We start from the raw sequence: 25,393 nt of genomic DNA, 5'->3' as shown, positions 1-25,393 counted from the left end.
AAACCTGTACAATCCAGAAATTCTGTATAAGGTTATTCCGCTTTGGCGGTCAGGTTGGCCTATGTTTATCCGAGAGCGTCGGGTCAAAAAAGTGCCTTGATGTTAAAAATAGACCACCGCCGCATTCTGCGAGGACACAGCCATGCATATATTGCTGACAGGTGGCACCGGTTTGATTGGCAAGCATCTTTGCCAGTACTGGCTAGGCCAGGGGCATCGGCTTACGGTTTGGAGCCGGCGACCTGAACAGGTGGCAAAAATATGTGGCAGTGGCGTACGTGGCATCGCCCGCCTGGAGCAACTGGAGGCGGACGATCACCTTGATGCGGTGGTTAACCTGGCCGGTGCGCCGATTGCCGATCGGCCCTGGACGGCTGCCCGACGCAACCTGCTGTGGGCCAGCCGGGTCACCCTGACCGAGCAACTGCTGACCTGGTTGGGCACCCGTGAGCAACGCCCACACGTGCTGATCTCCGGCTCCGCAGTGGGCTGGTACGGTGACGGTGGCGAACGCGAACTGACCGAAGCTTCGCCCCCGGTGCGCGAAGATTTCGCCAGCCAGTTGTGCATTGCCTGGGAAGAGACGGCCCAGCGCTCCCAGGCACAGGGTATCCGCGTGGTATTGGTGCGCACCGGGCTGGTGCTGGCCAGCGATGGCGGCTTTTTGTCGCGCCTGCGCGTGCCCTTCAAGCTCGGGCTGGGCGGGCCATTGGGCAATGGACGGCAGTGGATGCCGTGGGTCCATATAGACGACCAGGTCGCCCTGATTGATTTTCTCTTGCAGCACAACGATGCCAGCGGTCCTTATAATGCCTGCGCCCCGGAGCCGGTGCGCAACCGCGAGTTCGCCAGGCGCCTGGGTCGGGCCCTGCATCGGCCGGCGCTGCTGCCAGTGCCGGCATTGTTGCTCAAGGCTGGCCTGGGCGAGATGTCGACCTTGCTGCTGGGCGGGCAGCGGGCACGCCCGGTACGCTTGCTGGCGGCTGGCTTCACTTTCCGCTTCAACGATCTGCAATCGGCCCTGGACAACCTGTCCAGCCGCCTCTGACATAGGACGCTGCATGACCGATCACGCCCTGCTGCTGGTCAACCTGGGTTCCCCGGCTTCCACCTCGGTGGCCGATGTGCGCCGCTACCTCAACCAGTTTCTCATGGACCCGTACGTGGTCGACCTGCCTTGGCCGGTACGGCGCCTGTTGGTGTCGCTGATCCTGGTCAAGCGCCCGGAGCAGTCGGCGCATGCCTATGGCTCGATCTGGTGGGAGGAGGGCTCGCCGCTGGTGGTGCTCACCCGTCGTCTGCAGTCAGCAATGGTCGAGCACTGGCCCCGTGGCCCGGTGGAAATCGCCATGCGCTATGGCCAGCCAGCTTTGCCCGAAGTGCTGGAACGCCTGGCAGCCCAAGGCGTGCGCAAGGTGACCTTGGCGCCGCTTTATCCACAGTTCGCCGACAGTACCGTGACCACTGTGGTCGAGCTGGCAAAACAGGTGATCAACGAACGCCAGCTGCCACTGCAGATGCGTGTGCTGCAGCCGTTCTACGAGCACCCTGACTACATCGAGGCGCTGGCGGCCAGCGCCCGGCCTTACCTGGAACAGGATTACGACCACCTGCTGCTGAGCTTCCATGGCTTGCCGGAGCGGCACTTGAAGAAGCTGTTTCCCAAGGGCAGCAAGCACGACCTGCGTACCGCTGATTGCTGCCACGGTGCATCCGCCGAGGTGCGTGCGGTGTGTTACCGCGGGCAATGCCTGGCTACGGCCAAAGCCTTTGCGCAGAGAATGGGCATCCCGGATGGCAAATGGTCGGTATCGTTCCAGTCTCGGCTCGGGCGGGACAAGTGGATCGAGCCCTACACCGAGACGCGGCTGGATGAGCTGGCCAAGGCCGGCGTAAAGAAGTTGCTGGTGATGTGCCCGGCGTTCGTGGCCGATTGCATCGAGACGCTGGAAGAGATCGGCATGCGGGGCAGCGAACAGTTTGTCGAGGCGGGCGGGCGGGAGCTGGTGCTGGTGCCGTGCCTGAATGATCACCCCGAGTGGGTGAGGGTGTTGGCTGATATGTGCGAAAAGGCCTGACATTGCGGCTGCCTATACCGACCCTATCGCCGGCAAGCCAGCTCCCACAAGAGCATCACAGTCTCTGAAACCTGTGGTGTACCTGTGGGAGCTGGCTTGCCGGCGATAGGGCCGGCTGAGGTTAAAGCCGGATCAAGGCAACTGATCATCCAGTTTCTTGTGCTTCCAGCCATCATTGCCCGGCAGGATCAGGTTCAGGGCAATCGCCACGATGGCGCACAGGGCGATGCCCTTCAGGCCCCAGTCATCCGGGCCGTCACCGCTGCCGATCAGCACGCCGCCGATACCGAACACCAAGGTTACCGACACGATCACCAGGTTGCGCGCTTCGGCCAGGTCGATCTTGTGGCGGATCATGGTGTTCATGCCCACTGCCGCGATCGAACCGAACAGCAGGCAAAGAATACCGCCCATTACTGGCACCGGGATGCTTTGCAGCAGCGCGCCGAACTTGCCGATAAACGCCAGGGTAATGGCGAAGACCGCCGCCCAGGTCATGATCTTCGGGTTGTAGTTCTTGGTCAGCATCACCGCGCCAGTCACTTCGGCGTAGGTGGTGTTGGGCGGGCCGCCGAACAGGCCGGCTGCCGTGGTGGCCAGGCCGTCACCTAGCAAGGTGCGGTGCAGGCCAGGCTTTTTCAGGTAGTCACGGCCGGTCACGCTACCGACCGCAATCACCCCGCCGATGTGCTCGATCGCCGGTGCCAGGGCAACCGGGACGATGAACAGGATGGCCTGCCAGTTGAACGCCGGTGCGGTGAAATTGGGGATTTCCAGCCACGGTGCAGCGGCGATTTTGGCCGTGTCGACCACACCAAAGGCGAACGACAGGGCAAAGCCCACCAGCACGCCAGAGATGATCGGTACCAGGCGGAAAATACCCTTGCCGAACACAGCGACGATCAAGGTGGTCAGCAGGGCTGGCATGGAGATCAGCATGGCGGTCTTGTAGGGCATCAACGCAACGCCGTCGCCACCCTTGCCCATTGCCATGTTGGCAGCGATCGGTGCCATGGCCAGGCCGATGGAGATGATCACCGGGCCAATCACCACAGGCGGCAGCATGCGGTCGATGAAACCGGTGCCTTTGATTTTTACCATCAGGCCCATGAAGGTGTACACGAAACCGGCCGCCATCACGCCGCCCATGGTCTCGGCCAGGCCAAACTGGCCCTTGGCGAGGATGATCGGGGTGATGAAGGCAAAGCTGGAGGCCAGGAACACCGGTACCTGGCGGCCGGTAACCAGCTGGAACAGCAGCGTGCCGATGCCTGCGGTGAACAACGCGACGTTCGGGTCGAGGCCGGTGATCAGTGGCATCAGCACCAACGCGCCAAATGCCACGAAGAGCATCTGCGCGCCCGAAACGACCTGGCGCCAGAGCGGGTCGTTGAAGCCGTCCTGCATGGTCAGGCGTCCTTTTGCTTGGTGCCGAAGATCTTGTCACCGGCATCGCCCAGGCCCGGCACGATGTAGCCGTGTTCGTTCAGGCGCTGGTCGATCGAGGCGGTGTAGATCTTCACGTCCGGGTGGGCTTTTTCCACCACTTCGATGCCCTCTGGCGCGGCGACCAGCACCATGGCGCGGATCTCTTTGCAGCCGGCCTTTTTCAGCAGGTCGATGGTAGCGACCATCGAAGCGCCGGTGGCCAGCATCGGGTCGATGATCAGGGCCAGGCGCTGGTTGATGTCTGGCGCGAGCTTTTCCAGGTAGGTATGGGCTTCGAGAGTTTCTTCGTTGCGGGCAACGCCGACGGCGCTGACCTTGGCACCCGGGATCAGGCTGAGCACGCCGTCAAGCATGCCGATGCCGGCGCGCAGGATGGGGACTACGGTAATCTTCTTGCCGGCGATTTTTTCAACTTGCACCTTGCCACACCAGCCGTCGATCTCGTAGGTTTCGAGTGGCAGGTCCTGGGTGGCTTCATAGGTCAGGAGCGCGCCGACTTCCTGGGCGAGTTCGCGAAAATTCTTGGTGCTGATATCGGCACGGCGCATCAGGCCGAGCTTGTGGCGGATCAGCGGGTGGCGGATCTCACGAGTGGGCATAGGGGGGCTCCGAAAGGCGGGCAAAAAAACCGCGCTAGATTAATCTATTCAGCCTGTGCTGTCGTCTGGTCATTCTGGACGTTAGTCCATAAATGCTTGATCTGGGACGAGCGGATGCGTACCTTTGCCCGCTTTTCCAAAATGCCCCCCCGGAGAGCGCCATGTCCGCCGATCTCGAGCACATCCGTCAAGTCATGCGTGAAGCTGACTGCCTGTACACCGAAGCCGAAGTCGAAGCGGCCATCGCCAAAGTCGGCGAGCAGATCTGCAAGGACCTGCACGACAAGAACCCGGTGGTGTTCTGCGTGATGAACGGTGGCCTGATTTTCTCTGGCAAACTGCTGACCCACCTGCAGTTCCCGCTGGAAGCCTCGTACCTGCACGCTACCCGCTACCGCAACCAGACCAGCGGCGGTGAGCTGTTCTGGAAGGCCAAGCCGGAAGTGTCGTTCATCGACCGCGATGTGCTGATCGTCGACGACATCCTCGACGAAGGCCACACCCTCAGCGCCATCATCGAGTTCTGCAAGCATGCCGGCGCGCGCTCGGTGCACACCGCGGTCCTGATCGACAAGGACCACGACCGCAAGGCCAGCCCGGACCTCAAGGCCAACTACGTGGGCCTGCCATGTGTCGACCGCTACATTTTCGGTTACGGCATGGATTACAAAGGCTACTGGCGCAATGCCAACGGCATTTTCGCCGTCAAGGGGCTGTGACCATGCGCCAGCCTGCGTTCATCGACCAATCGCTGTTCGCCGGGCTGGCCGAAAAGGCTGCCGCCAACCCGCGCGGGCGGCAGCACCATAATTTCCATGAGATGGAAGAGCCCTGCCACCGCATGGCGGTCGGGCTACAGCCCAGTACCTACATTCCGCCGCACCGCCACCTGAGCGACGACAAGGCCGAAGGCCTGATCGTGCTCAAGGGCCGCCTGGGCTTGCTGATCTTCGATGAGCAGGGCGCAGTGACAGACAAGCGAGTGCTGCAGGCAGGCGGTGACTGCCTGGGTGTGGACTTGGCACCCGGTACCTACCATGGGCTGGTGGTGCTGGAGCCGGACAGCATCCTGTTCGAATGCAAGGCCGGGCCTTACCGGCCGGTGGGCGAAGGCGAACATGCACACTGGGCGCCGCGCGAGGGGGAAGCCGGCGTGGCCGAGTACCAGGCCTGGATGCTCGCGCAGTTCGATTGAGGTTGCCTGCACCCGGCATGCTAGAGTGCTCCTTCATACAAGGAGCCTCACATGCGTGCGATTTTCCCCCTCCTGCTGGCCGTCAGCATGCCACTCGCCGCCGCCCCCCTGCACAGCCAGTTCCTGCCTCCCGATGATCAGTCCTTGCGCCAGGAAGCGCCGACCGGCCAGCAACTGCTGCAAGTGACCGACTACTCGGTGGTGGTGGGGGCCCAGCGCCAGTCCGACCAGCAGCCGATCCCGATCACCTCGTCGTTGCAGGTGCGCCTGAAGGGCAAACCGTTGAGCAAGGGCGCGACCATTGCCCAGGTGCTGCTGACCTTCGACGGCGAAGCGGCCAAGAGCCTGAAGAAGCCCGTGTATGACGAAAAAAGCCGCACCTTGAGCCTGAATTACCCGGTCAGTGACTACCGGGTAATCATGGACTTGCTGCGCAACGAGACCTTGTACGTGCAGTTTCTCACCTATGGCAACGGCCATATCTGGGCCGACCTGCACACCGGCACCGTACGTACGCGTTGAGGCACGCGGCCTGCGAGGGGTAAACTGCCGGCCTTCGAAATCCCGTGATGGTCCAGTTGGAGTCGGCAATGCGTAAAGACAAGAAACAGGTAATCGGCGACGAAATCAGCGACGACTACATCAAGTCGTTCCTCCAGTTCGAACCGGCCGATGGCGTGACCTCGCCGTCGCACCACAAGCTGGTCAAGGCCTACCGTGGGCTGCGTGTCGACGATTTCGAGCGCTTTGTCGGCTTCTTTGTCGAAGCAGGCCTGGACCTGGATGGCAAGGACGAGCACGGCAAGACCTTCGTCGAGCAGATTGCCGACCAGCGCAATGCGCCTGAGTACATCGAGATCATCGACAAGGCCCGCGGCTGATCTTCAACCTGTGCTGGCCCTTTCGCGGGCTCGCCCGCTCCCACAGGGGTGAGGGCAGTGCCGAACCTGTGGAAGCGGGCAAGCCCGCGAAGAGGCCAGCACAGGCTGATAGAGATGCAGGCATAAAAAAACGCCCCGAGGGGCGTTTTTTCGTTACCGGGCGGTTCAGGCGTAGTGCTTGGCCGCCGGGCTGCTTTCCACCAGGTCCAGCGCCACGTCGTTGTCGGCACTGATTTTCTGGTACAGGGCAGCATCGGTTGCCAAGGTCTTCTCGCGCGCCGGGAAGATTTCCTTGAGCTTGGCAGCCCAGGCACCTTTGGCCTGCTCGGGGAAGCAGCGTTCGATCAGTTCCAGCATGATCGACACGGTCACCGAAGCGCCTGGCGAAGCACCGAGCAGTGCGGCCAGGCTGCCGTCCTGGGCCGAGACCAGCTCGGTACCGAACTGCAGCACGCCGCCTTTTTTCGGGTCTTTCTTGATGATCTGCACGCGCTGACCCGCCACTTCCAGGCGCCAGTCTTCGGCCTTGGCCTGCGGGTAGAAGCGACGCAGGGCTTCCAGGCGCTGCTCCATCGACTGCATCACTTCGCTGACCAGGTACTTGGTCAGGTCCATGTTGTCACGGGCCACGGCCAGCATCGGGCCGATGTTGCCCATGCGCACCGACAGCGGCAGGTCCATCAGCGAACCGTGCTTGAGGAACTTGGTGGTGAAACCGGCGTACGGGCCGAACAGCAGCGAAGTCTTGCCGTCCACAACGCGGGTATCCAGGTGCGGTACCGACATCGGCGGGGCGCCTACGGCGGCCTGGCTGTAGACCTTGGCCTGGTGCTGCTTGACGATTTCCGGGTTGTCGCAACGCAGCCACTGGCCGCTGACCGGGAAGCCGCCAAAGCCTTTGCTTTCCGGGATGCCCGAGACCTGCAGCAGCGGCAGGGCCGCGCCACCGGCGCCGAGGAAGACGAAGCGGGCGTCGACTTCGCGGCTGCCGCCGCTGTTGACGTCCTTGATGCTCACGGTCCAGCCTTTGCCGTTACGGCGCAGGCCGACGACCTTCTTGCTGTATTTCACCTGCGCGTCCGGCGAGTCGCCCAGCAGCTTGAGCAGCTTGTTGGTCAGGGCGCCGAAGTTGACGTCGGTGCCTTTGGCTACGCGGGTAGCTGCAATGTGCTGGTCGGCCGGGCGGCCTGGCATCATCAGCGGCATCCAGTCGCTCATCACCGCCTTGTCTTCGGTGTATTCCATGTCAGCGAAGGCATGGTGCTGCTTGAGCAGCTCGAAGCGCTTCTTGAGGAAGGAAACACCCTTGTCACCCTCGACGTAGCTCAGGTGCGGGACAGGGTTGATGAACGCACGCGCCGAGCCGAAGTTGCCCTTCTTGCTCAGGTAGGCCCAGAACTGGCGCGACACCTCGAACTGGGCGTTGATGTGCACGGCCTTCTTGATGTCGATGCTGCCATCGGCGGCCTGGGGCGTGTAGTTAAGCTCGCACAGACCAGCGTGGCCGGTGCCTGCGTTGTTCCAGGGGTTGGAGCTTTCCGCGGCTCCGGAGTCCATCGCCTCGACGACCTCAAGCTTCAGGGTCGGGTCAAGCTCCTTCAGCAGTACGGCCAGGGTGGCACTCATGATGCCCGCGCCTACCAGTACTACATCAACCGATTCGTTCTGCGCCATTTAACGCGTCTCCACAATCTACAGCTACCTAATTGACAGCATAGGACCTGGGGTAGCCAGGGTCGCCATGTCCGACTTTTCGCAGTTCTTGCAACTTCCGCGGACACCGCCAATCAGTCTTCGGGTTCAGCTATTGAACGCCGTTTGCCACGGGTGCGGCAATTCGACTTATGGTCAAGGTGTCGTGCGTGCGTTATGGAACGGTTCAGACACTCATACGGGATGAGCGCATTTGCCGCCTGTTCAGGGCTGTTCGGGACACATCTGCCGCTTTTGCACATGCCAGACTGTTCATTTGCTCGCCACACTCTTGTGAAGTTGTGAAAACCGTTTTTTCACGCTCTTTTGGAGACGTGAACCTCAAAAGGGGACTGCGCGATGGCAACCCGCAGGTTCATGCAGTGTGAAGGGCCGGAAAAGCAGGCACGACAGCCGATGCAAGACCTGAGTGGAAGGCTCTCTGTGGGCGAAGCGGTGTAGTTGCCGGGGTCAATCGGCGAATGCGGGGCCCGATCAGGAGACGTCCTTATAATCGGGGGGAGATTATAGCGATGTCGCGGGCAGAAATGTCGCCATTCGTGGTTTTTATTGCAGCGTTTGTCAGGCCGCGAGGATGCGCTGGTGCCAGCGGCGGCTTGCGCGGGCGCAAACCCGGGCGTCGACGGGCAGCTCGCGGCCCAGCCAGGCCAGCTGGATTTCACCGACCTGGACCCAGCCGCTGCCGCTTGGCACCTGGCTGCATTGCTTGAAAGCCAGGCATTTACCTTGGCCATCGAGGCGGGCGTAGGTGAGGTGGCGCGGGCGTTGGAAGAGCAGGGTCCAGAGCGAGGCCATGGCGGCGAGTCCTTTGCGTGAGGGCTTGGCGCAAGGATAAGGGCGGGGCCATGAAACGATTGTGACAAGCGGTTCGCGCCGATGACTGGTCTGTGCCTGGCTAGGTATACTGTGGGCCTTTGCCGCATTTTCTGGAGAAACGCGCATGTTGCAACGTCTGTTGTTCGGTTTGATCGCCGTGGCCAGCCTCAGCCTGGTCGGTTGTGCCCACAGCCCGCAACAACTCAACCCGCAACCCACGCTCAAGGCCCAGCTCGCACCTGTGGGTCACGGCCAGCCGGTCGTAGTGCGGGTGGTTGACGGCCGGCCTTCGCAATCCTTGGGCACCCGTGGTGGCATGTACCCCGAGACCAGCACCATCAGCGTCAGCGGGAACGACGTGGTGCCCAAGCTGCAGGCCCAGGCCGAAGCTGCGGTGCGCCTGCTCGGCTTCACCCCAACGCCGAACGCCTCTGGTGCACCCCAGCTGACCGTGACCCTGGCCGAGCTGAAATATCAGTCGCCCAAAGACAACCTGTACGTGACCGAGGCCACCATCGGCGCCACCTTCCGCGCCGACGTGCGCAATGGCGGGCGCAGCTACAGCGGCCGTTACGGCGCTTCGCTGGACCAGCGTTTCGGCATGGCGCCGAACCAGGACACCAATACCCAGCTGGTGGGTGATGTGCTGAGCGATGCCCTGACCCGCCTGTTCAAAGACCCGACCATCGGGCAGGTGCTGGGCCAGTAAGCGTTTGGCTGGATGAAAAAAACCCGCTCCCTGTGCCAGGTAGCGGGTTTTTTGTAGCCTGTGCTGGCCTCTTCGCGGGTAAACCCGCTCCCACAGGTACAGCGCAGGCCTCGGATTCGGTGTGGTCCCTGTGGGAGCGGGTTCACCCGCGAAGAGGCCGGTTCAGGCTTACGCTGCTTCTACGTAGAAATCCAGCAAGCTGAAGCCCGTCCCGGCATCCACCTCTGGCAAATCTTCATGTACATGCCCGCCCAGCGCACAGTAGACCAGCCACTGGCGGTCCTGCACATTGATGGCAAAACCATCGATCAACGCCTGTTGTTCATCGCTCTGGGCAACGAGGTAGAGTCGGTCCTGGTTTTCGGCGTGCAACATGAACAAGCTCCGGGTCATGGAAGGCCGACAGGGTGGCCTGTTCAGATGACGAGCCGATGACAGATGAAATTTAATGACACTTTGTCGCCCATGCCGGGCGCCGAAGAGCGACTTGGGTAGAATGCGTGCCTTTGCCGCTGCTCACACCGAGGTTGCGTGATGTCCTTGCAAGTGCTCTGGGGGTTCCTGGCCGCCCATCCCACCAAGTTGATCAATCTGCTGGCGCTGCTGCTGACCTGCCCAGGCGGGTTGCTGCTGCACAGCGCACGCCGACGCGAGGCCGAGGCCCGCGAATACATGGCAGTGGAGGAGGGGGTGGTGGACGCGTTCGAGCTGCGGGTGCCCAAGTACTTCTACATCCTCGGGTTCGCTTGCCTGGCGATGGCGCTGCTACTGTCCTGGTTCAGTACCTGGGTCTGAGAAATTGGGGCCGCTTTGCGGCCCATCGCGACACAAGGCCGCTCCTACAAGAGATCGCGCCCCCCTGTAGGAGCGGCCTTGTGTCGCGATGGGCTGCAAAGCAGCCCCGGCAATCTTTCAGGCTACAGGTGCCTGCTGCCTGACCTGGTACTGGTTACGCACCGGCGTCGCATACTGCAACACCAGGTAAGGCCGCTGCTCTTCGGGGCAGGCATCCAGGCGGCGTTGCCATTCTTCCTTGGCCTTGGCCAGCTCGTCCGCCGGGAACACTTTCTCGGCACTCGGCACCTGCAGCGCCTCATCCTTGCTGTCCCACATCGCATACGCCAGGTAATGCACCGGGAACAGGCGGTAACCGCCAAGGATTTGCCGGTCGATTTCCGCTGCCAGCTGCTTGGTGTCTTCGTGGTACGCGGTCACTGGCGGGGTGAAGTTGATGTGCACCCGTCCCTTGTAGCCGGTAATGCCCTTGGCGATGCTGTTGTCATCCTCGCCCGGCGCCTTCGTGTAGGTACCGGTGGTGGCGCGGATGTAAAGCTCGCGGGCCTTGGCCTGGTCGCATGGGTCGTATTCGTAGCTGATCGACACCGGCGTCAGGTTCAGGCTCTGGATGACTGCACCGAACGGCTCGTCCTTGCGGCTCATGTGGAACATCTTGAGGATCGCCGAATCGGTACGGTCGTCACCATCTTTGGCGCGGCCTTCGGCCTGGGCGATCCAGATCGACGCGGCGTCGTTGCGGATCGAGTGGTTGATGTAGGCCGAGAGCAACTGGTAAGCCGCCAGCTTCTCGCGGCGCCCGCTGATCGAGCGGTGCACGATGAAGCTCTTGTTCAGGCGCATCATGTCGCTGACAAACGGCTTTTGCAGCAGGTTGTCACCAATGGCAATGCGCGGGGTGGGCAAGCCTGCGTGGTACACCGCGTAGTTGACAAACGCCGGGTCCATGACGATGTCACGGTGGTTGGCCAGGAACAGATAGGCGGTGCCGGCCTTGAGCTGTTCCACGCCCGAATAGGTAACACCGTCGGTGGCGCGGTCGATGGTCTGGTCGACGTAATACTCGACTTTGTCCTGCAGGGTCGAAACGCAGGTGACGCCGGCGAATTCCTTGCGCAGGCGGCGTGCAATCAGTGGCTTGAGCAACCAGCCGAGAGCACCGGCCGCACGCGGGAAGCGGAAGTGGGTGAGGATATCGAGGAATGCCGGGTCGCTGAGCAGGCGTGCCAGAACGGCAGGGACCTCAGCGTCGTCGTACGGTCGGATGGCATCGAATTCGCCCATCATGCTCTCTTGTTGGAAACGGCTAGGGTAATAAGGTAGGGGCGGGCTCCGATAAACGGCTCGGACACACACAGGCCCTGTAAACAGACCGGCAATTATACGCATAAGTCACCCCGGAGGCCGCGATGCTGGAAACTGCGAACTACGATTGCCCTTATTGTGGCGAAGAAGTCGAAACCACGGTGGACCTGTCCGGTGGTGATCAGGAGTACATCGAGGACTGTCAGGTGTGCTGCAAGCCTATCCGCTTCGTGCTGCAGGTCCATGGCGAGGAGTGGATGCTGGATGTCTTTGGTGAGAATGACTGATGCGACGGATCTACGAACCTGAAAACCTGCTCGAAGCCGAAATGCTGGTCGGCATGCTGGCCAGTGAAGGCATCAACGTGCAGCTGGTAGGCCGTGACTTGATGGGGGGCGTAGGCGAACTGCCCCTGCAAGGCCTGCTCGGGCTTGCGGTAGCGGATGAGCAGGCCGAGTACGCACGGCAGCTGATCGATGCGTACAATGATGCCCAGCCACTGGTTGGCGACGAACCGGAGAGCTTCCCCGGTACCTTGATCTGCTAGGTTCTGAATTCGCCCATGTGTGGACGTTATGCCCTGTTTCGCTGGCCCCAGGCGCTTGCCAGCCTGCCTGGCTTCCCCGAAGGCCAGCCGGCCCAATGGAACATTTCACCCGGGGCTTCGGTGCTGATCCAGCGCCAGCTCGATGGCCAGCAGCAACTGGCCAAGGCGCGCTGGGGGCTTACTCCGGCCTGGCTCACCGACCTGTCCCGTACCCCTGCTCACGCCCGCGCCGAAACCCTGGCCGAGCAGCCAATGTTTCGCGATGCATTTCGCCAGCGTCGCTGCCTGATGCCGGCCAACGGCTTTTACGAGTGGCGTGGCAGCGTGCGTAAACGCCCGTACTGGCTGACCCCGGGGGAGGGCTCGTCGCTGTATTTTGCGGCAGTGTGGGAGGCCTACCCGGTGCAGGACCAGGTGTGGCTGAGCTGTGCAGTGGTGACCCAGGCAGCCATGAACCAGCGTCGGCCGCTGATACTGGACGAGGCGGGGCAGGCGGCCTGGCTTGACCCGGATACGCCGGTTACCCGCTTGCACGAGTTGCTGGCCAGCCCGTCGGCAACCTTGCGGGAACGGGCCTTGGCCAATTTCGTCAATGACCCGAAACTGGATGCGCCGGAGTGCCTGACCCCGGCCTGATGCTCTGCCTGCACTGGCCCTTTCGCGGGCACGCCCGCTCCCACAGGTTGTTCGGTATACCTGGGGGAAATGAAATACCTGTGGGAGCGGGCATGCCCGCGAAGAGGCCGGTACAGCTGAAGAAAATCTTCCCTACGGCTATAGCGGGCACTGCTGACTCGGCCTAGGATACGCCGCATGTAAAAAGGGAGTGTTTTCATGCGTAAGTCTTTTGTCGTCAGCCTGCTCAGTGCTGGCATCCTGCTGGCCGGTTGCCAGGCGGTGAACACCACCAGCGGCGGTGCTGTTGGCGTCGAGCGCCAGCAGTACATGTTCAGCATGCTCTCGACCGATGAGGTCAACCAGATGTACGCCCAGTCGTACCAGCAGACCCTGGGAGAAGCATCGAGCAAAGGTGTGCTCGACAAGTCCAGCGCCGATGCCAAGCGTGTGCAGGCAATCGCCAGCCGCCTGATCGCTCAGGCGCCCAAGTTCCGGCCGGATGCCGCGCAATGGAACTGGGAAGTCAACGTCATCAAGAGCGACGAGCTCAACGCCAACTGCGGACCCGGCGGCAAGATCATCGTCTACACCGGGCTGATCGATCAGCTCAAGCTCACCGATGCGGAAATTGCCGCAGTAGTGGGCCATGAGATTGCCCACGCCTTGCGCGAGCACAGCCGTGAAGCCATGTCCAAGGCGTACGGTGTGGAAATGGCCCGCCAGGGTGCCGGTGCCATCTTCGGCCTCGGCCAGGGCAGCATGGCCATGGCCGACACGGTGGTCAACTACGCCATGACCTTGCCCAACAGCCGGTCCAACGAGAACGAGGCCGACCTGATTGGCCTGGAGCTTTCGGCGCGTGCCGGCTACGACCCGAATGCCGCGATCACCTTGTGGAACAAGATGAGCAAGGCTTCCGAGGGTGCACCGCCTGAGTTCATGAGTACTCACCCGGCATCCGCGAGCCGCATCGCTTCACTGCAGGCGGCGATTCCGAAGGTGATGCCGCTGTATCAGGCGGCAAAGCAGTAAGACCGCAAGGGGGCTGCTTTGCAGCCCAATCGCCGGCAAGCCAGCGCCCACATGTACCGCACATGGCTTGAAGCCGGTGCGGTCGGGGTGGGAGCTGGCTTGCCGGCGATTGGGGCGCAGAGCGGCCCCTTCTGCAGTTAGCCAACCCAACCACTGGCTTTCATCGCCGTATAGACCGCCACGATGGCCAGCACGAAGAACGCCGTGGCCGCCAGGCGACGGATCAGGGTCAATGGCAGTTTGTCTGCCGCGAAGTTACCTGCCAGAACCACCGGCACGTTGGCGATCAGCATGCCCAGGGTGGTACCGATGATCACCATGATCAGGTGCGGATACTGCGCCGCCAGCATGACGGTGGCGACTTGGGTCTTGTCACCGATTTCGGCCAGGAAGAACGCGATCAGCGTAGTCAGGAACGGCCCGAAGCGGCGCGCCGGGTTCTCGTCGTCATCCATCTTGTCGGGTACCAGGGTCCACAGCGCAGTGGCGGTGAAGCTCGCGGCCAGGATCCAGTGCAATGCCGAGTCGCTGAAGAAGCTGCCAAACCAGGCACCCACGGCGCCGGCTGCGGCATGGTTGGCCAAGGTGGCGGCGATGATGCCGGCAATGATCGGCCACGGCTTGCGGAAGCGGGCAGCGAGAATGAGCGCGAGCAGTTGCGTCTTGTCGCCGATTTCGGCGAGGGCAACGATGGCGGTGGGGACCAGCAGAGATTCCAGCATCAGGATTCCTACGGGGGCGGGTCGACACGGCTATGACACGTACAGCCTCCCCGCCCCGGGTAAGGTGTGCGTGTCATAGGTCTTGTCAAACCCTGGATCCGTCTTTGCGGATCTCTCCATGCAGGCTGGCATGGTGGGTCGCACGCGCCATGGTCTGTTGACCAAGTATGTTGACGCGTACCGGGCGAGCTGAGTGCTCGCGGGAGACTACTCCCCTAGGACGGTGCGGATTCTGCCTAGGCTAAACGCTTTCGGCAAGCGCTGTTTTTATCCATGTGTTGCCTGATAGATACGGAAACCGTCAGCGTCGTCGCGCACCGTGCAGTTGCCCAGCGCCCCTTCGATCAGCGGCTGATAGCGCAGGAAGCTGTTGGCAACAAGGCGCATTTCACCGCCTTTTCGCAGATGAACGGCCGATTTTTTCAGCAGGTTTTCCGAAGCCTGGTAGTTGGTGTGCACCCCGGTGTGGAACGGCGGGTTGCTCAGGATCAGGCTCAGTTCGGTGGGCGCCGCGTCGATACCATCACCACTGATCACGTCGCCTTCCAGGCCATTGGCCGCCAGCGTCAGCCGGCTGGCCGCCACGGCGAAGGCATCCACGTCCAGCAGGGTTACCCGGTTTTGTGGATAGCGGCGCTTGACCGTTGCGCCCAATACCCCGGCGCCACAGCCGAAGTCCAGCACATGCCCGCTCGGCAGGCCGTCGAGGTGCTTGAGCAGCAGGGCGGTACCGCGGTCGAGGCGCCCGTGGCTGAATACGCCAGGCAGGCTGACCACTTGCAACGGGCCGTCTTCCAGGGCCAGTTCGAAGCGTTCGGCCAGGCTTTCCAGCGGCTTGGCCTCGGGCGCCTGCTCGATGGTCACTTGCCACAGCTGGCAGTGCCGGGCGCTGTCCAGCTTGCGCGGTTTGCCAAAGGCTTGCAGCTGTTTGGCCGCGCCTTCGATGCCGCCGCGCTTTTCGCCGACCAGGTACAGCTCACGGCCGGCCAGGCGCGACGCCAGGGCATTGAGCAGGTAGGCAGCCAGCTCGCGGGACTTGGGCAGGAACAGCACGGCGCTGTCGAAGGCCACCTCAGGCGGCTCGACACCATAGTGGCTGCGGCCGGGGAAGCGGCTGTCGAGCATGGCGTGATCGCCCGCATGCCACGTCCAGGCCTGGGCCTGCGGCAATTGGCCAAGCAGGCCATCGGCGGGGGCGCCGGCGATCAGCAGCGGCCCCTGGAACAGCTCTGCCTGGCGGAGCAATACTTCACTGCGCGGGTCCATGGACGACGCCTCCTGAAAAAGTGGCGCAGTGTAGCAGAGGTGCGCGCCCCGCTCAGCTGACCACGCGGCGTGGCTGACCGGCGAAGAAGGCCTGGGCATTCTCGCTGAGCTGGCCGACGATGCGTTGGCGCGACTCCACTGCCCCCCATGCGCTGTGCGGGGTGATGATCAGCCGCGGGATACCGGGTTCGAGCAACGGGTTGCCGTTTACTGGCGGCTCCACGCTCAGCACGTCAGTAGCCGCGCCGCCCAGGTGACCACGGTGCAGGGCATCGGCCAGGGCCTGCTCGTCGATTAGGCCGCCACGGGCGGTGTTGACCAGCAGTGCGCCTGGCCTGAGCAAGGCCAGTTCGCGGGCACCGAGCATGTGCCGCGTGTGCTCGTTCAGCGGGCAGTGCAGGGTCAGGGCATCGATTTGTGGCAGCAGTTCGTCCAGCGGCAGGCGGTCGGCGCGTTCCGGGCGGCCGGGAATCTGCCCGCTCAGTACGCGCATGCCGAAGGCTTCGGCCAGCCGCGCCACCGCGCCGCCCAGTTCGCCGTGGCCGAGCAGGCCGAGGGTTTTGCCTTCCAGCTCGACGATGGGGAAGTCCAGCAGACAGAACTGGCTGGCCTTGGCCCACTGGCCATCGGCTACTGCCTGGTTGTAGTCGCACAGACGCGTGGCCAGCGCCAGCAGCAGGGCGAGCGTGTGCTGCGCGACGGACGGCGTGCCATAGCCCTGGCAGTTGCAAACCGTGATGCCTTGGGCTCGCGCTGCTGTCAGGTCGACATTGTTGGTGCCGGTGGCGGCCACCAGAATCAGCTTGAGCTGTGGGTTGGCGGCCAGGGTCGCGGCGTCGAGCATGACCTTGTTGCTGACCACTGCCACGGCGCCCTGCAGGCGCTGGCTTACCTGGTCAGGGCGGGTTGCATCGAACAGCTCGAACTCATCGAACTGGCTTCGTAGCGGGGAAAGGTCGAGGTCACCAAGGTCCAGGGATTGGTGATCGAGAAACACGGCGCGACGCGGGCTGGGCATCAGTAAGGCTCCGTTGGCAGGGCAGGGATGATCCATCCCCCGGACAATGCCACTCATACCCCGCGCAGCCAAATCATTCCTTCGGCTGATTTAGCCGTCACATTCGCGAACTACAGTAGTTCCCAGACTTGTCCGGCCCGCTTTTTCAGAAAAGGGATACCCATGCTGCAGACCCGCATCATCAAGCCCGCCGAGGGCGCCTACGACTACCCGCTGCTGATCAAACGCCTTTTGATGTCCGGCAGCCGCTATGAAAAGACCCGCGAAATCGTCTACCGCGACCAGTTGCGCCTGACGTACCCTCAGCTCAACGAGCGCATCGCGCGCCTGGCCAATGTGCTGACCGAGGCCGGGGTAAAGGCCGGCGATACTGTGGCGGTAATGGATTGGGACAGCCACCGCTACCTGGAGTGCATGTTCGCCATCCCGATGATTGGCGCCGTCGTGCATACCATCAACGTGCGCCTGTCGCCCGAGCAGATCCTCTACACCATGAACCACGCCGAAGACCGCGTGGTGCTGGTCAACAGCGATTTCGTCGGCCTCTACCAGGCCATTGCCGGGCAACTGACTACCGTTGAAAAGACCTTGTTGCTGACCGATGGTCCGGACAAGACCGCCGAGCTGCCGGACCTGGTGGGCGAGTACGAGCAGCTGCTGGCAGCCGCCAGCCCGCGCTACGATTTCCCGGACTTCGATGAAAACTCGGTGGCCACCACCTTCTACACCACCGGCACCACCGGCAACCCCAAGGGTGTGTACTTCACCCACCGGCAACTGGTGCTGCACACCCTGGCCGAAGCTTCGGTCACCGGCAGCATCGACAGCGTGCGCCTGCTGGGCAGCAACGACGTGTACATGCCCATCACGCCGATGTTCCATGTACATGCCTGGGGCATTCCCTACGCCGCCACCATGCTTGGCATGAAGCAGGTGTACCCGGGGCGCTACGAGCCGGACATGCTGGTCAAGCTGTGGCGTGAGGAAAAGGTCACGTTCTCCCATTGCGTGCCGACCATCCTGCAGATGCTGCTCAGCTGCCCGACCTCGCAAGGGCAGGACTTCGGCGGCTGGAAGATCATCATTGGCGGCAGCTCGCTCAACCGTTCGCTGTACCAGGCTGCCCTGGCGCGTGGCATCCAGTTGACCGCGGCGTATGGCATGTCCGAAACCTGCCCGCTGATCTCCGCCGCGCACCTGAACGACGAGCTGCAGGCCGGCAGCGAGGATGAGCGCGTCACCTACCGCATCAAGGCCGGCGTGCCGGTGCCGCTGGTCGAGGCGGCCATTGTCGATGGCGACGGCAACTTCCTGCCGGCAGACGGCGAGACCCAGGGCGAGTTGGTGCTGCGTGCACCGTGGCTGACCATGGGCTATTTCAAGGAGCCGGAAAAGAGTGAGGAGCTGTGGCAGGGGGGCTGGTTGCACACCGGAGATGTCGCCACCCTCGACGGCATGGGCTACATCGACATTCGTGACCGCATCAAGGATGTGATCAAGACCGGCGGCGAGTGGGTTTCCTCGCTCGACCTGGAAGACCTGATCAGCCGTCACCCAGCCGTGCGCGAAGTGGCGGTGGTGGGGGTGGCCGACCCGCAGTGGGGCGAGCGCCCGTTTGCCCTGCTGGTGGTGCGCGATGGCCAGGCCATCGATGCCAAGGCGCTCAAGGAGCATCTCAAGCCATTTGTCGAGCAAGGGCACATCAACAAGTGGGCGATTCCTAGCCAGATCGCCGTTGTTACTGAAATTCCCAAGACCAGTGTCGGCAAGCTCGACAAGAAACGCATCCGCCAGGACATCGTCCAGTGGCAGGCCAGCAACAGTGCGTTCCTTTCCACGCTGTAAGCGCCGTGCGGGTCGCGAACGTCAGAACGCGACCCGCACGCTAGAGGCCTCGACGGCTTGCCAAATGGCAGAAATGCGCCATCCTTGAGCTCTGCCAGCCCGCAACCGGGACAACACTGCAGCGAGTTGGCGGCATGGAGCGCAAATCACACTTTAGAGGGATCAAGCGCCTGTGCCTTGCTGGCTATAGTCGGGGCCAGGGGATTTTCAGGAATGGGGGAGGGCGATACGCGCAAGCCGTATCGCCGCAGGTGCAAACCTGCAAACCGGTCGCTCGGGCCGTTCTTGAAAGGACTCACTGCCATAACAATAAAGTACATGGAGTAGCGTCGATGAAATCTGCAAACCTGTTCTGGCGCCGGGCCAAGTTGCCCCTGGCCGTCAGCCTTGCTTCCACGCTCGCAAGTCCTGCTTTCGCTGTCAGTTTCAACATTGGTGAAATCGAAGGGCAGTTCGACTCGTCGCTCTCCATCGGCGCCAGCTGGTCGACGGCCAACCCCAACAAGAACCTGATCGGGGTGAACAACGGCGGCAAGGGCCTGTCGCAGACATCCGACGATGGCCACCTGAACTTCAAGAAGGGCGAAACTTTCTCCAAGATCTTCAAGGGCATCCACGACCTGGAGCTCAAGTACGGCGACACCGGCGTGTTCGTGCGCGGCAAGTACTGGTACGACTTCGAGCTGAAGGACGAAGGCCGCGAGTTCAAGGACATCAGCGACTCCGGCCGCAAGGAAGGCGCCAAGTCGTCCGGCGCCCAGTTGCTCGACGCCTTTGTCTACCACAACTACTCCATCGGCGATCAGCCGGGCTCGGTGCGCCTGGGCAAGCAGGTGGTGAGCTGGGGTGAAAGTACCTTCATCGGCGGCGGCATCAACTCGATCAACCCCATCGACGTGTCGGCGTTCCGCCGCCCGGGGGCCGAGATCAAGGAAGGCCTGATCCCGGTCAACATGTTCTATGTCTCGCAAAGCCTGACCGACAACCTGTCGGCCGAGGCCTTCTACCAGATCGAGTGGGACCAGACGGTTGTTGATAACTGCGGTACGTTCTTCTCCCAGCCGGACATCATTGCCGACGGCTGCACCGACAACCTGCGTGTGCTCAACAGCAGCCGCACCCTCAATGCACTGCCTGCCATTGCCAGGGGCGTGCTGGCCGCCAACAATGTCAACTACAACGAAGAAGGCGTGCTGGTAAGGCGTGGTGCCGATCGAGACGCCCGCGACAGTGGCCAGTTCGGTGTTGCGTTCCGCTATATGTTCGAACCGCTGGATACCGAGTTCGGCGCGTACTTCATGAACTACCACAGCCGTGCGCCGATCTTCAGTGCGACTGGCGCTTCCCCGGCTGCGTTCGCTTTTGCCAACAGCCTTACGCCCACAGCGCTTGCCGGGCTTCGTCCGCTGCTCATTGCAGGCAACTCCCAGTACTTTGTCGAGTATCCAGAGGATATCCGCCTGTACGGTTTGAGCTTCGCCACCACGCTGCCTACCGGTACTGCGTGGAGCGGCGAGCTTAGCTATCGCCCTAATGCGCCGGTGCAGCTGAACTCTACTGATATCCTGTTCGCCGGTGTCACGCCGCTGGCCGGGTTTGGTAATGCGTCCGTGCTCCAGGGCACACCGGGCCAGGACCTGCACGGCTACCGGCGCAAGGAAATCACCCAGTTCCAGACCACCTTCACCCACTTCTTCGACCAGGTCATGGGCGCCAGCCGGCTCACAGTTGTGGGCGAAGTCGGTGTTACGCATGTCGGCGGCCTGGAGAGCACCAGCAAGGCACGCTATGGTCGCGACCCGGTCTACGGCCCTGGCGAACTGCCTGGTGGCATGTGTACTGCGCTCAACGGCTCCACCATCAATGGCTCCGGGCTGGGCAGCTCCACCGCCAACCTGTCGCGCAACTGCAACAGCGATGGTTTCACCACCAGCACTTCGTGGGGTTATCGCGCTCGCGCCATCTGGGACTACAACGACGTCTTCGCCGGGGTCAACCTGAAGCCCAGCGTGGCCTGGTCCCATGACGTATCTGGCTACTCGCCAGGCCCAGGCGGCAACTTCGAGGAAGGCCGCAAGGCAGTCAGCCTGGGCCTGGACGCCGAGTACCAGAACACCTACACGGCGAGCCTGTCGTACACCAACTTCTTCGACGGCAAGTACACCACCGTGGATGACCGTGACTTCGTCGCGCTCAGCTTCGGCGTGAACTTCTAAGCATACAGATCCAGGACGACACGACATGAACAAGACCAGAAGTCTGCTGCAAGCCGGTGTACTGGGCCTGTCCCTGCTGGCGACCAGCGTCATGGCTGCGGTATCCGCCGACGAGGCGGCCAAGTTGGGCAGTACCCTGACCCCGATGGGGGCGGAAAAGGCCGGCAACGCCGATGGCTCCATCGGCCCTTGGGAGCCGCTGTCGAAGAGTGCGGGCAGCGTCGACGGCAAGGGTTTCCTTGCTGACCCGTATGGCAGTGAAAAGCCGCTGTTCACCATCACTGCGCAAAACGCCGAGCAGTACAAGGACAAGCTTTCGCCGGGCCAGCTGGCCATGCTCAAGCGCTACCCGGACACCTTCAAGATCCCGGTATTCAAAACCCATCGCGGCTCCACGGTACCTGCGGACGTGTTCGCCGCCATCAAGAAAAACGCCACCCAGACCACGCTGACGGAAGGCGGCAACGGTTTGAACAACTTCAACACGGCGGTGCCGTTCCCGATCCCGAAAAGCGGCCTGGAAGTGATCTGGAACCACATCACCCGTTACCGGGGGGCAGTGTAAGCCGCCTGGTGATCCAGGCCACGCCACAGCAGAACGGCTCTTTCAGCCCGGTTTACTTCTCCGACCAGTTCGTCTTCCGCGACAGGATGAAGGATTACGACCCGAACAACCCAGGCAACATCCTGTTCTACTTCAAGCAGGAAGTGACCGCGCCAGCGCGCCTGGCCGGGACCGTGCTGCTGGTGCACGAAACCCTCGACCAGGTGAAGGAGCCGCGCAAGGCGTGGATCTACAACGCCGGCCAGCGTCGCGTGCGCCAGGCGCCGCAAGTGTCGTACGACGGCCCGGGTACCGCCGCCGACGGCCTGCGTACCTCCGACAACCTGGACATGTTCAACGGTGCGCCAGACCGCTACGACTGGAAGCTGGAAGGCAAGAAGGAGCTCTACATCGCCTCCAACGCCTTCAAGCTGGATGACCCCAAGCTGAAGTACGCCGACATCATCAAGGCCGGGCACATCAACCAGGACCTTTCCCGTTACGAGCTGCGCCGCGTCTGGCACGTGGTCGCAACCCTGAAGCCGGGCCAGCGGCACATCTACGCCAAGCGTGACTTCTACATCGACGAAGACACCTGGCAGGCCGCAGTGATCGACCAGTACGACGGCCGTGGCCAGCTGTGGCGCGTGTCCGAAGCCCATTCCCAGCCGTATTACAACAAAGAGGTGCCTTGGTACACCCTGGAAACCATCTACGACCTGCAGTCGGGTCGTTACCTGGCCCTGGGCATGAAAAACGAAGAGAAGCGTGCCTACGACTTCGGCTTCAGTGCCAGCAAAGCGGACTTCCAGCCTGCGGCGTTGCGCCAGTCGGGTATTCGTTGATCTGAAAACCCTCCACTCCGTGTGATCCCCAGAACGCCCCGGCCTGCCCGGGGCGTTCTTTTTACCAGTACGGCCTCTTCGCGGGCACGCCCGCTCCCACAGGTACAGCACCGGCCTTGAAAGCAGTGCAAATCCCTGTGGGAGCGGGCGCGCCCGCGAAGAGGCCGGAACAGGCAATAAATCTGCTGAATACCCACCCAAACCCCCGCCCCAGCCCCCTGTCCATCAGCCATGTTGCTTTTTGTCGCAGTCTTTTCCGGGGCAATTGCGCCCATCATCTTCAAATGCGCTGCATTACCGGCTAGTCTCGCAAGCATCCATACCGCCGTAGTCCTCCACCCAGACCGAGCCGGCCATGACAGATTTGTCCCGTACACATGGATTTGCCAGCCAGGCCTTGGGCCTGCTGGACGGGCGTTTCTTCCGGCCGCCGCTGCCGGACGGCCATGTGCCGCGGCTGCGCCTGTGTCAGCGCTTGCACGCCGGGCTGGCTGGCCGGTTGCTGCTGGTCAACGCCCCGGCCGGTTTCGGCAAAAGCTCCCTGGCCATCGAATTTTGCGAAGCGCTGCCCGAGCACTGGCGCAGCCTGTGGCTGGGCCTCAGCCTACGTGATGCCGACCCTGGCCGCTTCCTTGAGCGCCTGCTGGAAGGCCTGCAGCAGTACTGCCCGGCACTGGGCGGGCAGGCCATGGGCTTGCTGAAAATGCGCCAGCGCCACCAGCCGTTCGCCTTCGAAGAGTGGATCGACGGCCTGCTCGACGAGCTGGCGCTGTACCTGCAAACCGATACCCCTTTGCTGCTGGTACTGGACGACTATCACCTGGCCCAGGGGCCGGTGCTCGACCGCTGCCTGCAATTCTTCCTCAACCACCTGCCGGCCGGCTTGGTGTTGCTGGTTACCAGCCGCCAGCGCCCGGACTGGCACCTGGCGCGTTTGCGGTTGTCGCGCCAGCTTGTCGAACTGAACGAACAGGATCTGCGCCTCACCGCCGAAGAATCGCTGGCGGTGATCGGCCGGCAGCCAACCGGCCTGCGCGGCCAGGCGCTGGACAACCTGATCCAGCGCAGCGACGGTTGGGTGGCCGGTTTGCGCTTCTGGCAACTGGCAGCCAGCGAGTCGGCGGACGAGCAAGCCTTGCCCCAGGCCCTGCACGGCGGCGAAGGGCTGATCCGCGACTACCTGCTTGAAGAAGTCATCGACATGCTGCCCGCCGATGTACAGGCGTTCCTGTACGACACCGCCTGCCAGGAGCGATTCTGCGCCCCGTTGTGCGATGCCTTGCGTGGCCGCCACGACAGCGCCGCTGTACTGCGCTACCTGCAGGCGCACCAGGTGTTCCTGGTGCCGCTGGACGAGCATGGCCACTGGTTCCGCTACCATCACCTTTTTTCCGACCTGCTGCGCAGCCGGCAGGCCAGCGAGCCACTGGCCGGTCTGCAACTGCGTGCCTGTCGCTGGTTTGAAAGCCAGGGCCTGCTGGACGAGGCGGTGGAGCAGGCGTTGCGTGCCGGCCACCTCGATGTTGCTGCCGACCTGGTGCAAAGCCTGTCCGAGGAGCAACTGCTGGCGGAACAAAACGTCGGCATGTTGCTGCGCTGGAAGATGGACCTGCCCGACAGCCTGCTGATCAGCACCCCACGCTTGATCGTGCTGTACAGCTGGGCGTTGGGCCTGGCGTGCCAGCTCGACGCAGCCGAGGAACTGGCGGGCTACCTCAGTCGCTTTTTGCCCGCGCCTTCGGCGACCGCGCAAAAGTCGATGCTGGCCCAGTGGCTGGCGCTGAGTGGGGTCATTGCCCGCGGCCGTGGCGACCGCGAACGTACTGTGGCTTATTGCGGCGAAGCGCTGCAGAGCCTGCCGTGCAAGCGCTATGGCCAACGCCTGGTGTGTTTGTCGACGCTGTCCAACCTGGCCATTGCCGACGGCGATTTCTGGCGGGCCCGAGGCTGGAACCGCGAAGCCCTGGAGCTGGCCCAGCGGGTTGGCAACCCGCTGTTCGAGGCACTGGCCCATTACGACCGGGCGCGCGTGCTGCATGCCCGTGGCGAGGTGCTGCGCGCGCTGGACGAAGTGCGCCAAGGGCTTCAGCGCCTGCAAGGGCTTTCGGCGCAGCGGCTGTATGCCGTGCGTGCGCGCCTGACGCTTTACGAAGGTTACCTGCTGGTCTCGCGCCTGCAGCCGGCCCAGGGCCGTGCGCGTTTGCGCGCTGGGCTGGGCGAGGCGCGGGCCTGCCGGGATATCAGTGTGCTTATCGGCCATTGCGTGATTGCTACGCTCGATGGCAGGGAAGGGCACTTTTCAGAGGCTTTTGCCGAATTGGCCGAGGCCGAGCGCCTGATGCATATCTGGGACGTGCCCCCGGTCTACTACCTGGCCATGATTACCCTGATCAAATGCGAACTGTGGCTGGCCCAGGGGCGTACCGACCTGGCCGAGTCCTGGCTGCTGCGCCTGGGCCAGACCTACGGCGGCGAGCAGCCGGCGGCAGCACCGGAGTTCCACCCATTGCTGCCCTTGCACATTGCGTTGCAGCAGGCGCTGCTCGAGCGCATCCAGTTACGTGGCGACGATGCCGTGCAACGGCTGGCAAGCCTGGTCGAGCGAGGCCGGGCCAGTGGCGGCATGATGCTTACCGTCAGCGCCCTGTGCCAATGGCTCACCCAGCTGCTGGACGAAGGCCGGGAAGGGCAGGCCGCGCAGCTGCTGCCAAGCCTGCTGGAGTCCGCGCGTGGCGGCGTACTTCAACCGTTCCAGCTGCTGCTGGAAAAACATCCGCAATGGCTTCATGAGCAACTGCAGGCAGGTGCCGCCTGCCCGGTTCAGGCCGAACTGCTCAAGCGACTGCCGCAGCTACCAAGCGCTACCATGGGCACTGGCGAAGCCCTGAGTGGCCGCGAACTGGCCGTGCTCCAACTGATTGCCCAGGGCTGTTCCAACCAGCAGATCAGCGAGCGGCTGTTCATTTCCTTGCACACCGTGAAGACCCACGCCAGCCACATCAACAGCAAGCTGGGGGTCGAGCGGCGCACACAGGCGGTGGCCAAGGCCAAATCGCTGGGGCTGCTGGCGTGATACTGGCCCTGCAGGTCATTGATCGCTAAAGTGATGGCCTGAGGCCATGGATTGTGGCCAGCAATGCTCTACCCTCATCTTTTCCGACCGGCTGCCGATACAGCGATCGGTGGCATCGCCTAGCGCG

Annotated in this window: 24 protein-coding genes, 1 pseudogene and 1 riboswitch; of the genes and pseudogenes, 16 read left to right on the top strand and 9 right to left on the bottom strand. The window is 62.8% G+C overall.

The features are described from left to right. The first annotated feature begins 142 nt into the window (after positions 1-142). The gene (locus tag N805_RS18465) at positions 143-1,048 is read left to right on the top strand and encodes a TIGR01777 family oxidoreductase (RefSeq protein WP_019470519.1); all 906 of its coding nucleotides are present in this window, start codon (positions 143-145) and stop codon (positions 1,046-1,048) included. A 13-nt stretch (positions 1,049-1,061) separates the two neighbouring features. After that, entirely contained in the window at positions 1,062-2,078 is a 1,017-nt protein-coding gene (hemH, locus tag N805_RS18460; protein WP_019470520.1) for a ferrochelatase, read from the top strand. A 132-nt stretch (positions 2,079-2,210) separates the two neighbouring features. On the opposite strand, the gene N805_RS18455 is transcribed toward hemH, so the two are convergent. Together N805_RS18455 and upp are read right to left on the bottom strand one after the other, a co-directional pair. Then, positions 2,211-3,485 (bottom strand): uracil-xanthine permease family protein, encoded by a 1,275-nt coding sequence (locus N805_RS18455; protein WP_019470521.1) that lies wholly within the window; start codon positions 3,483-3,485, stop codon positions 2,211-2,213. Between the two features lie 2 nt (positions 3,486-3,487). Further along, positions 3,488-4,126 (bottom strand): uracil phosphoribosyltransferase, encoded by a 639-nt coding sequence (upp, locus tag N805_RS18450; protein ID WP_016501492.1) that lies wholly within the window; start codon positions 4,124-4,126, stop codon positions 3,488-3,490. A gap of 161 nt (positions 4,127-4,287) precedes the next feature. Between upp and N805_RS18445 the strand changes: the two genes are divergently transcribed. The 4 genes from N805_RS18445 to N805_RS18430 all read left to right on the top strand — a co-directional run bounded on the left by N805_RS18445 (position 4,288) and on the right by N805_RS18430 (position 6,202). Next, positions 4,288-4,845, top strand: a complete 558-nt coding sequence (locus tag N805_RS18445; protein WP_016501490.1) for a hypoxanthine-guanine phosphoribosyltransferase — start codon at positions 4,288-4,290, stop codon at positions 4,843-4,845. Positions 4,846-4,847: 2 nt separating this feature from the next. Next, the gene (locus tag N805_RS18440; protein ID WP_019470522.1) at positions 4,848-5,321 is read left to right on the top strand and encodes a WbuC family cupin fold metalloprotein; all 474 of its coding nucleotides are present in this window, start codon (positions 4,848-4,850) and stop codon (positions 5,319-5,321) included. A 51-nt stretch (positions 5,322-5,372) separates the two neighbouring features. After that, entirely contained in the window at positions 5,373-5,843 is a 471-nt protein-coding gene (locus N805_RS18435; RefSeq protein WP_019470523.1) for a hypothetical protein, read from the top strand. A gap of 68 nt (positions 5,844-5,911) precedes the next feature. Further along, the gene (locus N805_RS18430) at positions 5,912-6,202 is read left to right on the top strand and encodes a PA4642 family protein (protein ID WP_019470524.1); all 291 of its coding nucleotides are present in this window, start codon (positions 5,912-5,914) and stop codon (positions 6,200-6,202) included. Positions 6,203-6,367: 165 nt separating this feature from the next. Here the strand turns inward: N805_RS18430 and mqo are convergent, their stop codons facing one another. Further along, on the bottom strand, positions 6,368-7,876 hold the full coding sequence (gene mqo / locus N805_RS18425; RefSeq protein ID WP_019470525.1) for a malate dehydrogenase (quinone): 1,509 nt from the start codon (positions 7,874-7,876) through the stop codon (positions 6,368-6,370). A gap of 600 nt (positions 7,877-8,476) precedes the next feature. Beyond that, positions 8,477-8,710: a hypothetical protein gene (locus N805_RS18420; RefSeq protein WP_019470526.1), complete on the bottom strand. Its 234-nt coding sequence runs from the start codon at positions 8,708-8,710 to the stop codon at positions 8,477-8,479. Between the two features lie 145 nt (positions 8,711-8,855). Here N805_RS18420 and N805_RS18415 point away from each other — a divergent pair, with 145 nt between their 5' ends. Beyond that, positions 8,856-9,440 carry a YajG family lipoprotein gene (locus N805_RS18415; RefSeq protein WP_016484885.1) on the top strand — a complete coding sequence of 195 codons (585 nt, stop codon included), beginning with the start codon at positions 8,856-8,858 and terminating at the stop codon, positions 9,438-9,440. A 168-nt stretch (positions 9,441-9,608) separates the two neighbouring features. On the opposite strand, the gene N805_RS18410 is transcribed toward N805_RS18415, so the two are convergent. Continuing rightward, positions 9,609-9,815 carry a hypothetical protein gene (locus tag N805_RS18410; protein ID WP_016501484.1) on the bottom strand — a complete coding sequence of 69 codons (207 nt, stop codon included), beginning with the start codon at positions 9,813-9,815 and terminating at the stop codon, positions 9,609-9,611. 159 nt (positions 9,816-9,974) lie between these two features. On the opposite strand from N805_RS18410, the gene N805_RS18405 reads away from it, so the two are divergent. Further along, entirely contained in the window at positions 9,975-10,235 is a 261-nt protein-coding gene (locus N805_RS18405; RefSeq protein WP_019470527.1) for a hypothetical protein, read from the top strand. Between the two features lie 117 nt (positions 10,236-10,352). On the opposite strand, the gene N805_RS18400 is transcribed toward N805_RS18405, so the two are convergent. After that, positions 10,353-11,522: a 1-acyl-sn-glycerol-3-phosphate acyltransferase gene (locus N805_RS18400; RefSeq protein ID WP_165931664.1), complete on the bottom strand. Its 1,170-nt coding sequence runs from the start codon at positions 11,520-11,522 to the stop codon at positions 10,353-10,355. A 122-nt stretch (positions 11,523-11,644) separates the two neighbouring features. Here N805_RS18400 and N805_RS18395 point away from each other — a divergent pair, with 122 nt between their 5' ends. The 4 genes from N805_RS18395 to N805_RS18380 all read left to right on the top strand — a co-directional run bounded on the left by N805_RS18395 (position 11,645) and on the right by N805_RS18380 (position 13,737). Then, on the top strand, positions 11,645-11,827 hold the full coding sequence (locus N805_RS18395; protein ID WP_019472473.1) for a CPXCG motif-containing cysteine-rich protein: 183 nt from the start codon (positions 11,645-11,647) through the stop codon (positions 11,825-11,827). After that, positions 11,827-12,087, top strand: a complete 261-nt coding sequence (locus N805_RS18390) for a putative signal transducing protein (protein WP_016501480.1) — start codon at positions 11,827-11,829, stop codon at positions 12,085-12,087. Before N805_RS18395 ends, N805_RS18390 begins: the two co-directional genes overlap by 1 nt. A 15-nt stretch (positions 12,088-12,102) precedes the next feature. Continuing rightward, on the top strand, positions 12,103-12,723 hold the full coding sequence (locus N805_RS18385; RefSeq protein ID WP_019472472.1) for an SOS response-associated peptidase: 621 nt from the start codon (positions 12,103-12,105) through the stop codon (positions 12,721-12,723). A gap of 198 nt (positions 12,724-12,921) precedes the next feature. Then, complete coding sequence (locus tag N805_RS18380) at positions 12,922-13,737, top strand: M48 family metallopeptidase (RefSeq protein WP_019472471.1); 816 nt, start codon at positions 12,922-12,924, stop codon at positions 13,735-13,737. Positions 13,738-13,874: 137 nt separating this feature from the next. Here the strand turns inward: N805_RS18380 and N805_RS18375 are convergent, their stop codons facing one another. From N805_RS18375 to N805_RS18365, 3 genes are all read right to left on the bottom strand, one after another. Next, positions 13,875-14,459 carry a TMEM165/GDT1 family protein gene (locus N805_RS18375; RefSeq protein ID WP_016501477.1) on the bottom strand — a complete coding sequence of 195 codons (585 nt, stop codon included), beginning with the start codon at positions 14,457-14,459 and terminating at the stop codon, positions 13,875-13,877. Positions 14,460-14,547: 88 nt separating this feature from the next. Further along, positions 14,548-14,687: riboswitch (yybP-ykoY riboswitch) on the bottom strand. A gap of 39 nt (positions 14,688-14,726) precedes the next feature. Continuing rightward, a complete protein-coding gene (locus N805_RS18370) occupies positions 14,727-15,725 on the bottom strand; it encodes a class I SAM-dependent methyltransferase (protein ID WP_019472470.1) in 999 nt (332 codons plus the stop codon). Positions 15,726-15,777: 52 nt separating this feature from the next. Continuing rightward, the gene (locus N805_RS18365; protein WP_019472469.1) at positions 15,778-16,743 is read right to left on the bottom strand and encodes a 2-hydroxyacid dehydrogenase; all 966 of its coding nucleotides are present in this window, start codon (positions 16,741-16,743) and stop codon (positions 15,778-15,780) included. Between the two features lie 162 nt (positions 16,744-16,905). On the opposite strand from N805_RS18365, the gene N805_RS18360 reads away from it, so the two are divergent. The 4 genes and pseudogenes from N805_RS18360 to N805_RS18345 all read left to right on the top strand — a co-directional run bounded on the left by N805_RS18360 (position 16,906) and on the right by N805_RS18345 (position 25,266). Next, positions 16,906-18,588 (top strand): fatty acid--CoA ligase, encoded by a 1,683-nt coding sequence (locus N805_RS18360; RefSeq protein ID WP_019472468.1) that lies wholly within the window; start codon positions 16,906-16,908, stop codon positions 18,586-18,588. Positions 18,589-18,920: 332 nt separating this feature from the next. Next, positions 18,921-20,804 (top strand): DUF1302 domain-containing protein, encoded by a 1,884-nt coding sequence (locus tag N805_RS18355; protein ID WP_019472467.1) that lies wholly within the window; start codon positions 18,921-18,923, stop codon positions 20,802-20,804. 25 nt (positions 20,805-20,829) lie between these two features. Continuing rightward, positions 20,830-22,193, top strand: a pseudogene (locus tag N805_RS18350) (DUF1329 domain-containing protein). A gap of 355 nt (positions 22,194-22,548) precedes the next feature. Then, positions 22,549-25,266 (top strand): LuxR C-terminal-related transcriptional regulator, encoded by a 2,718-nt coding sequence (locus tag N805_RS18345; RefSeq protein WP_019472465.1) that lies wholly within the window; start codon positions 22,549-22,551, stop codon positions 25,264-25,266. The last annotated feature ends 127 nt before the right edge of the window (positions 25,267-25,393 follow it).

It is taken from the genome of Pseudomonas putida S13.1.2, from assembly GCF_000498395.2.
Taxonomy (GTDB): Bacteria; Pseudomonadota; Gammaproteobacteria; order Pseudomonadales; family Pseudomonadaceae; genus Aquipseudomonas; species Aquipseudomonas putida_Q.
This window is presented reverse-complemented; position numbering and strand designations above follow the sequence as displayed.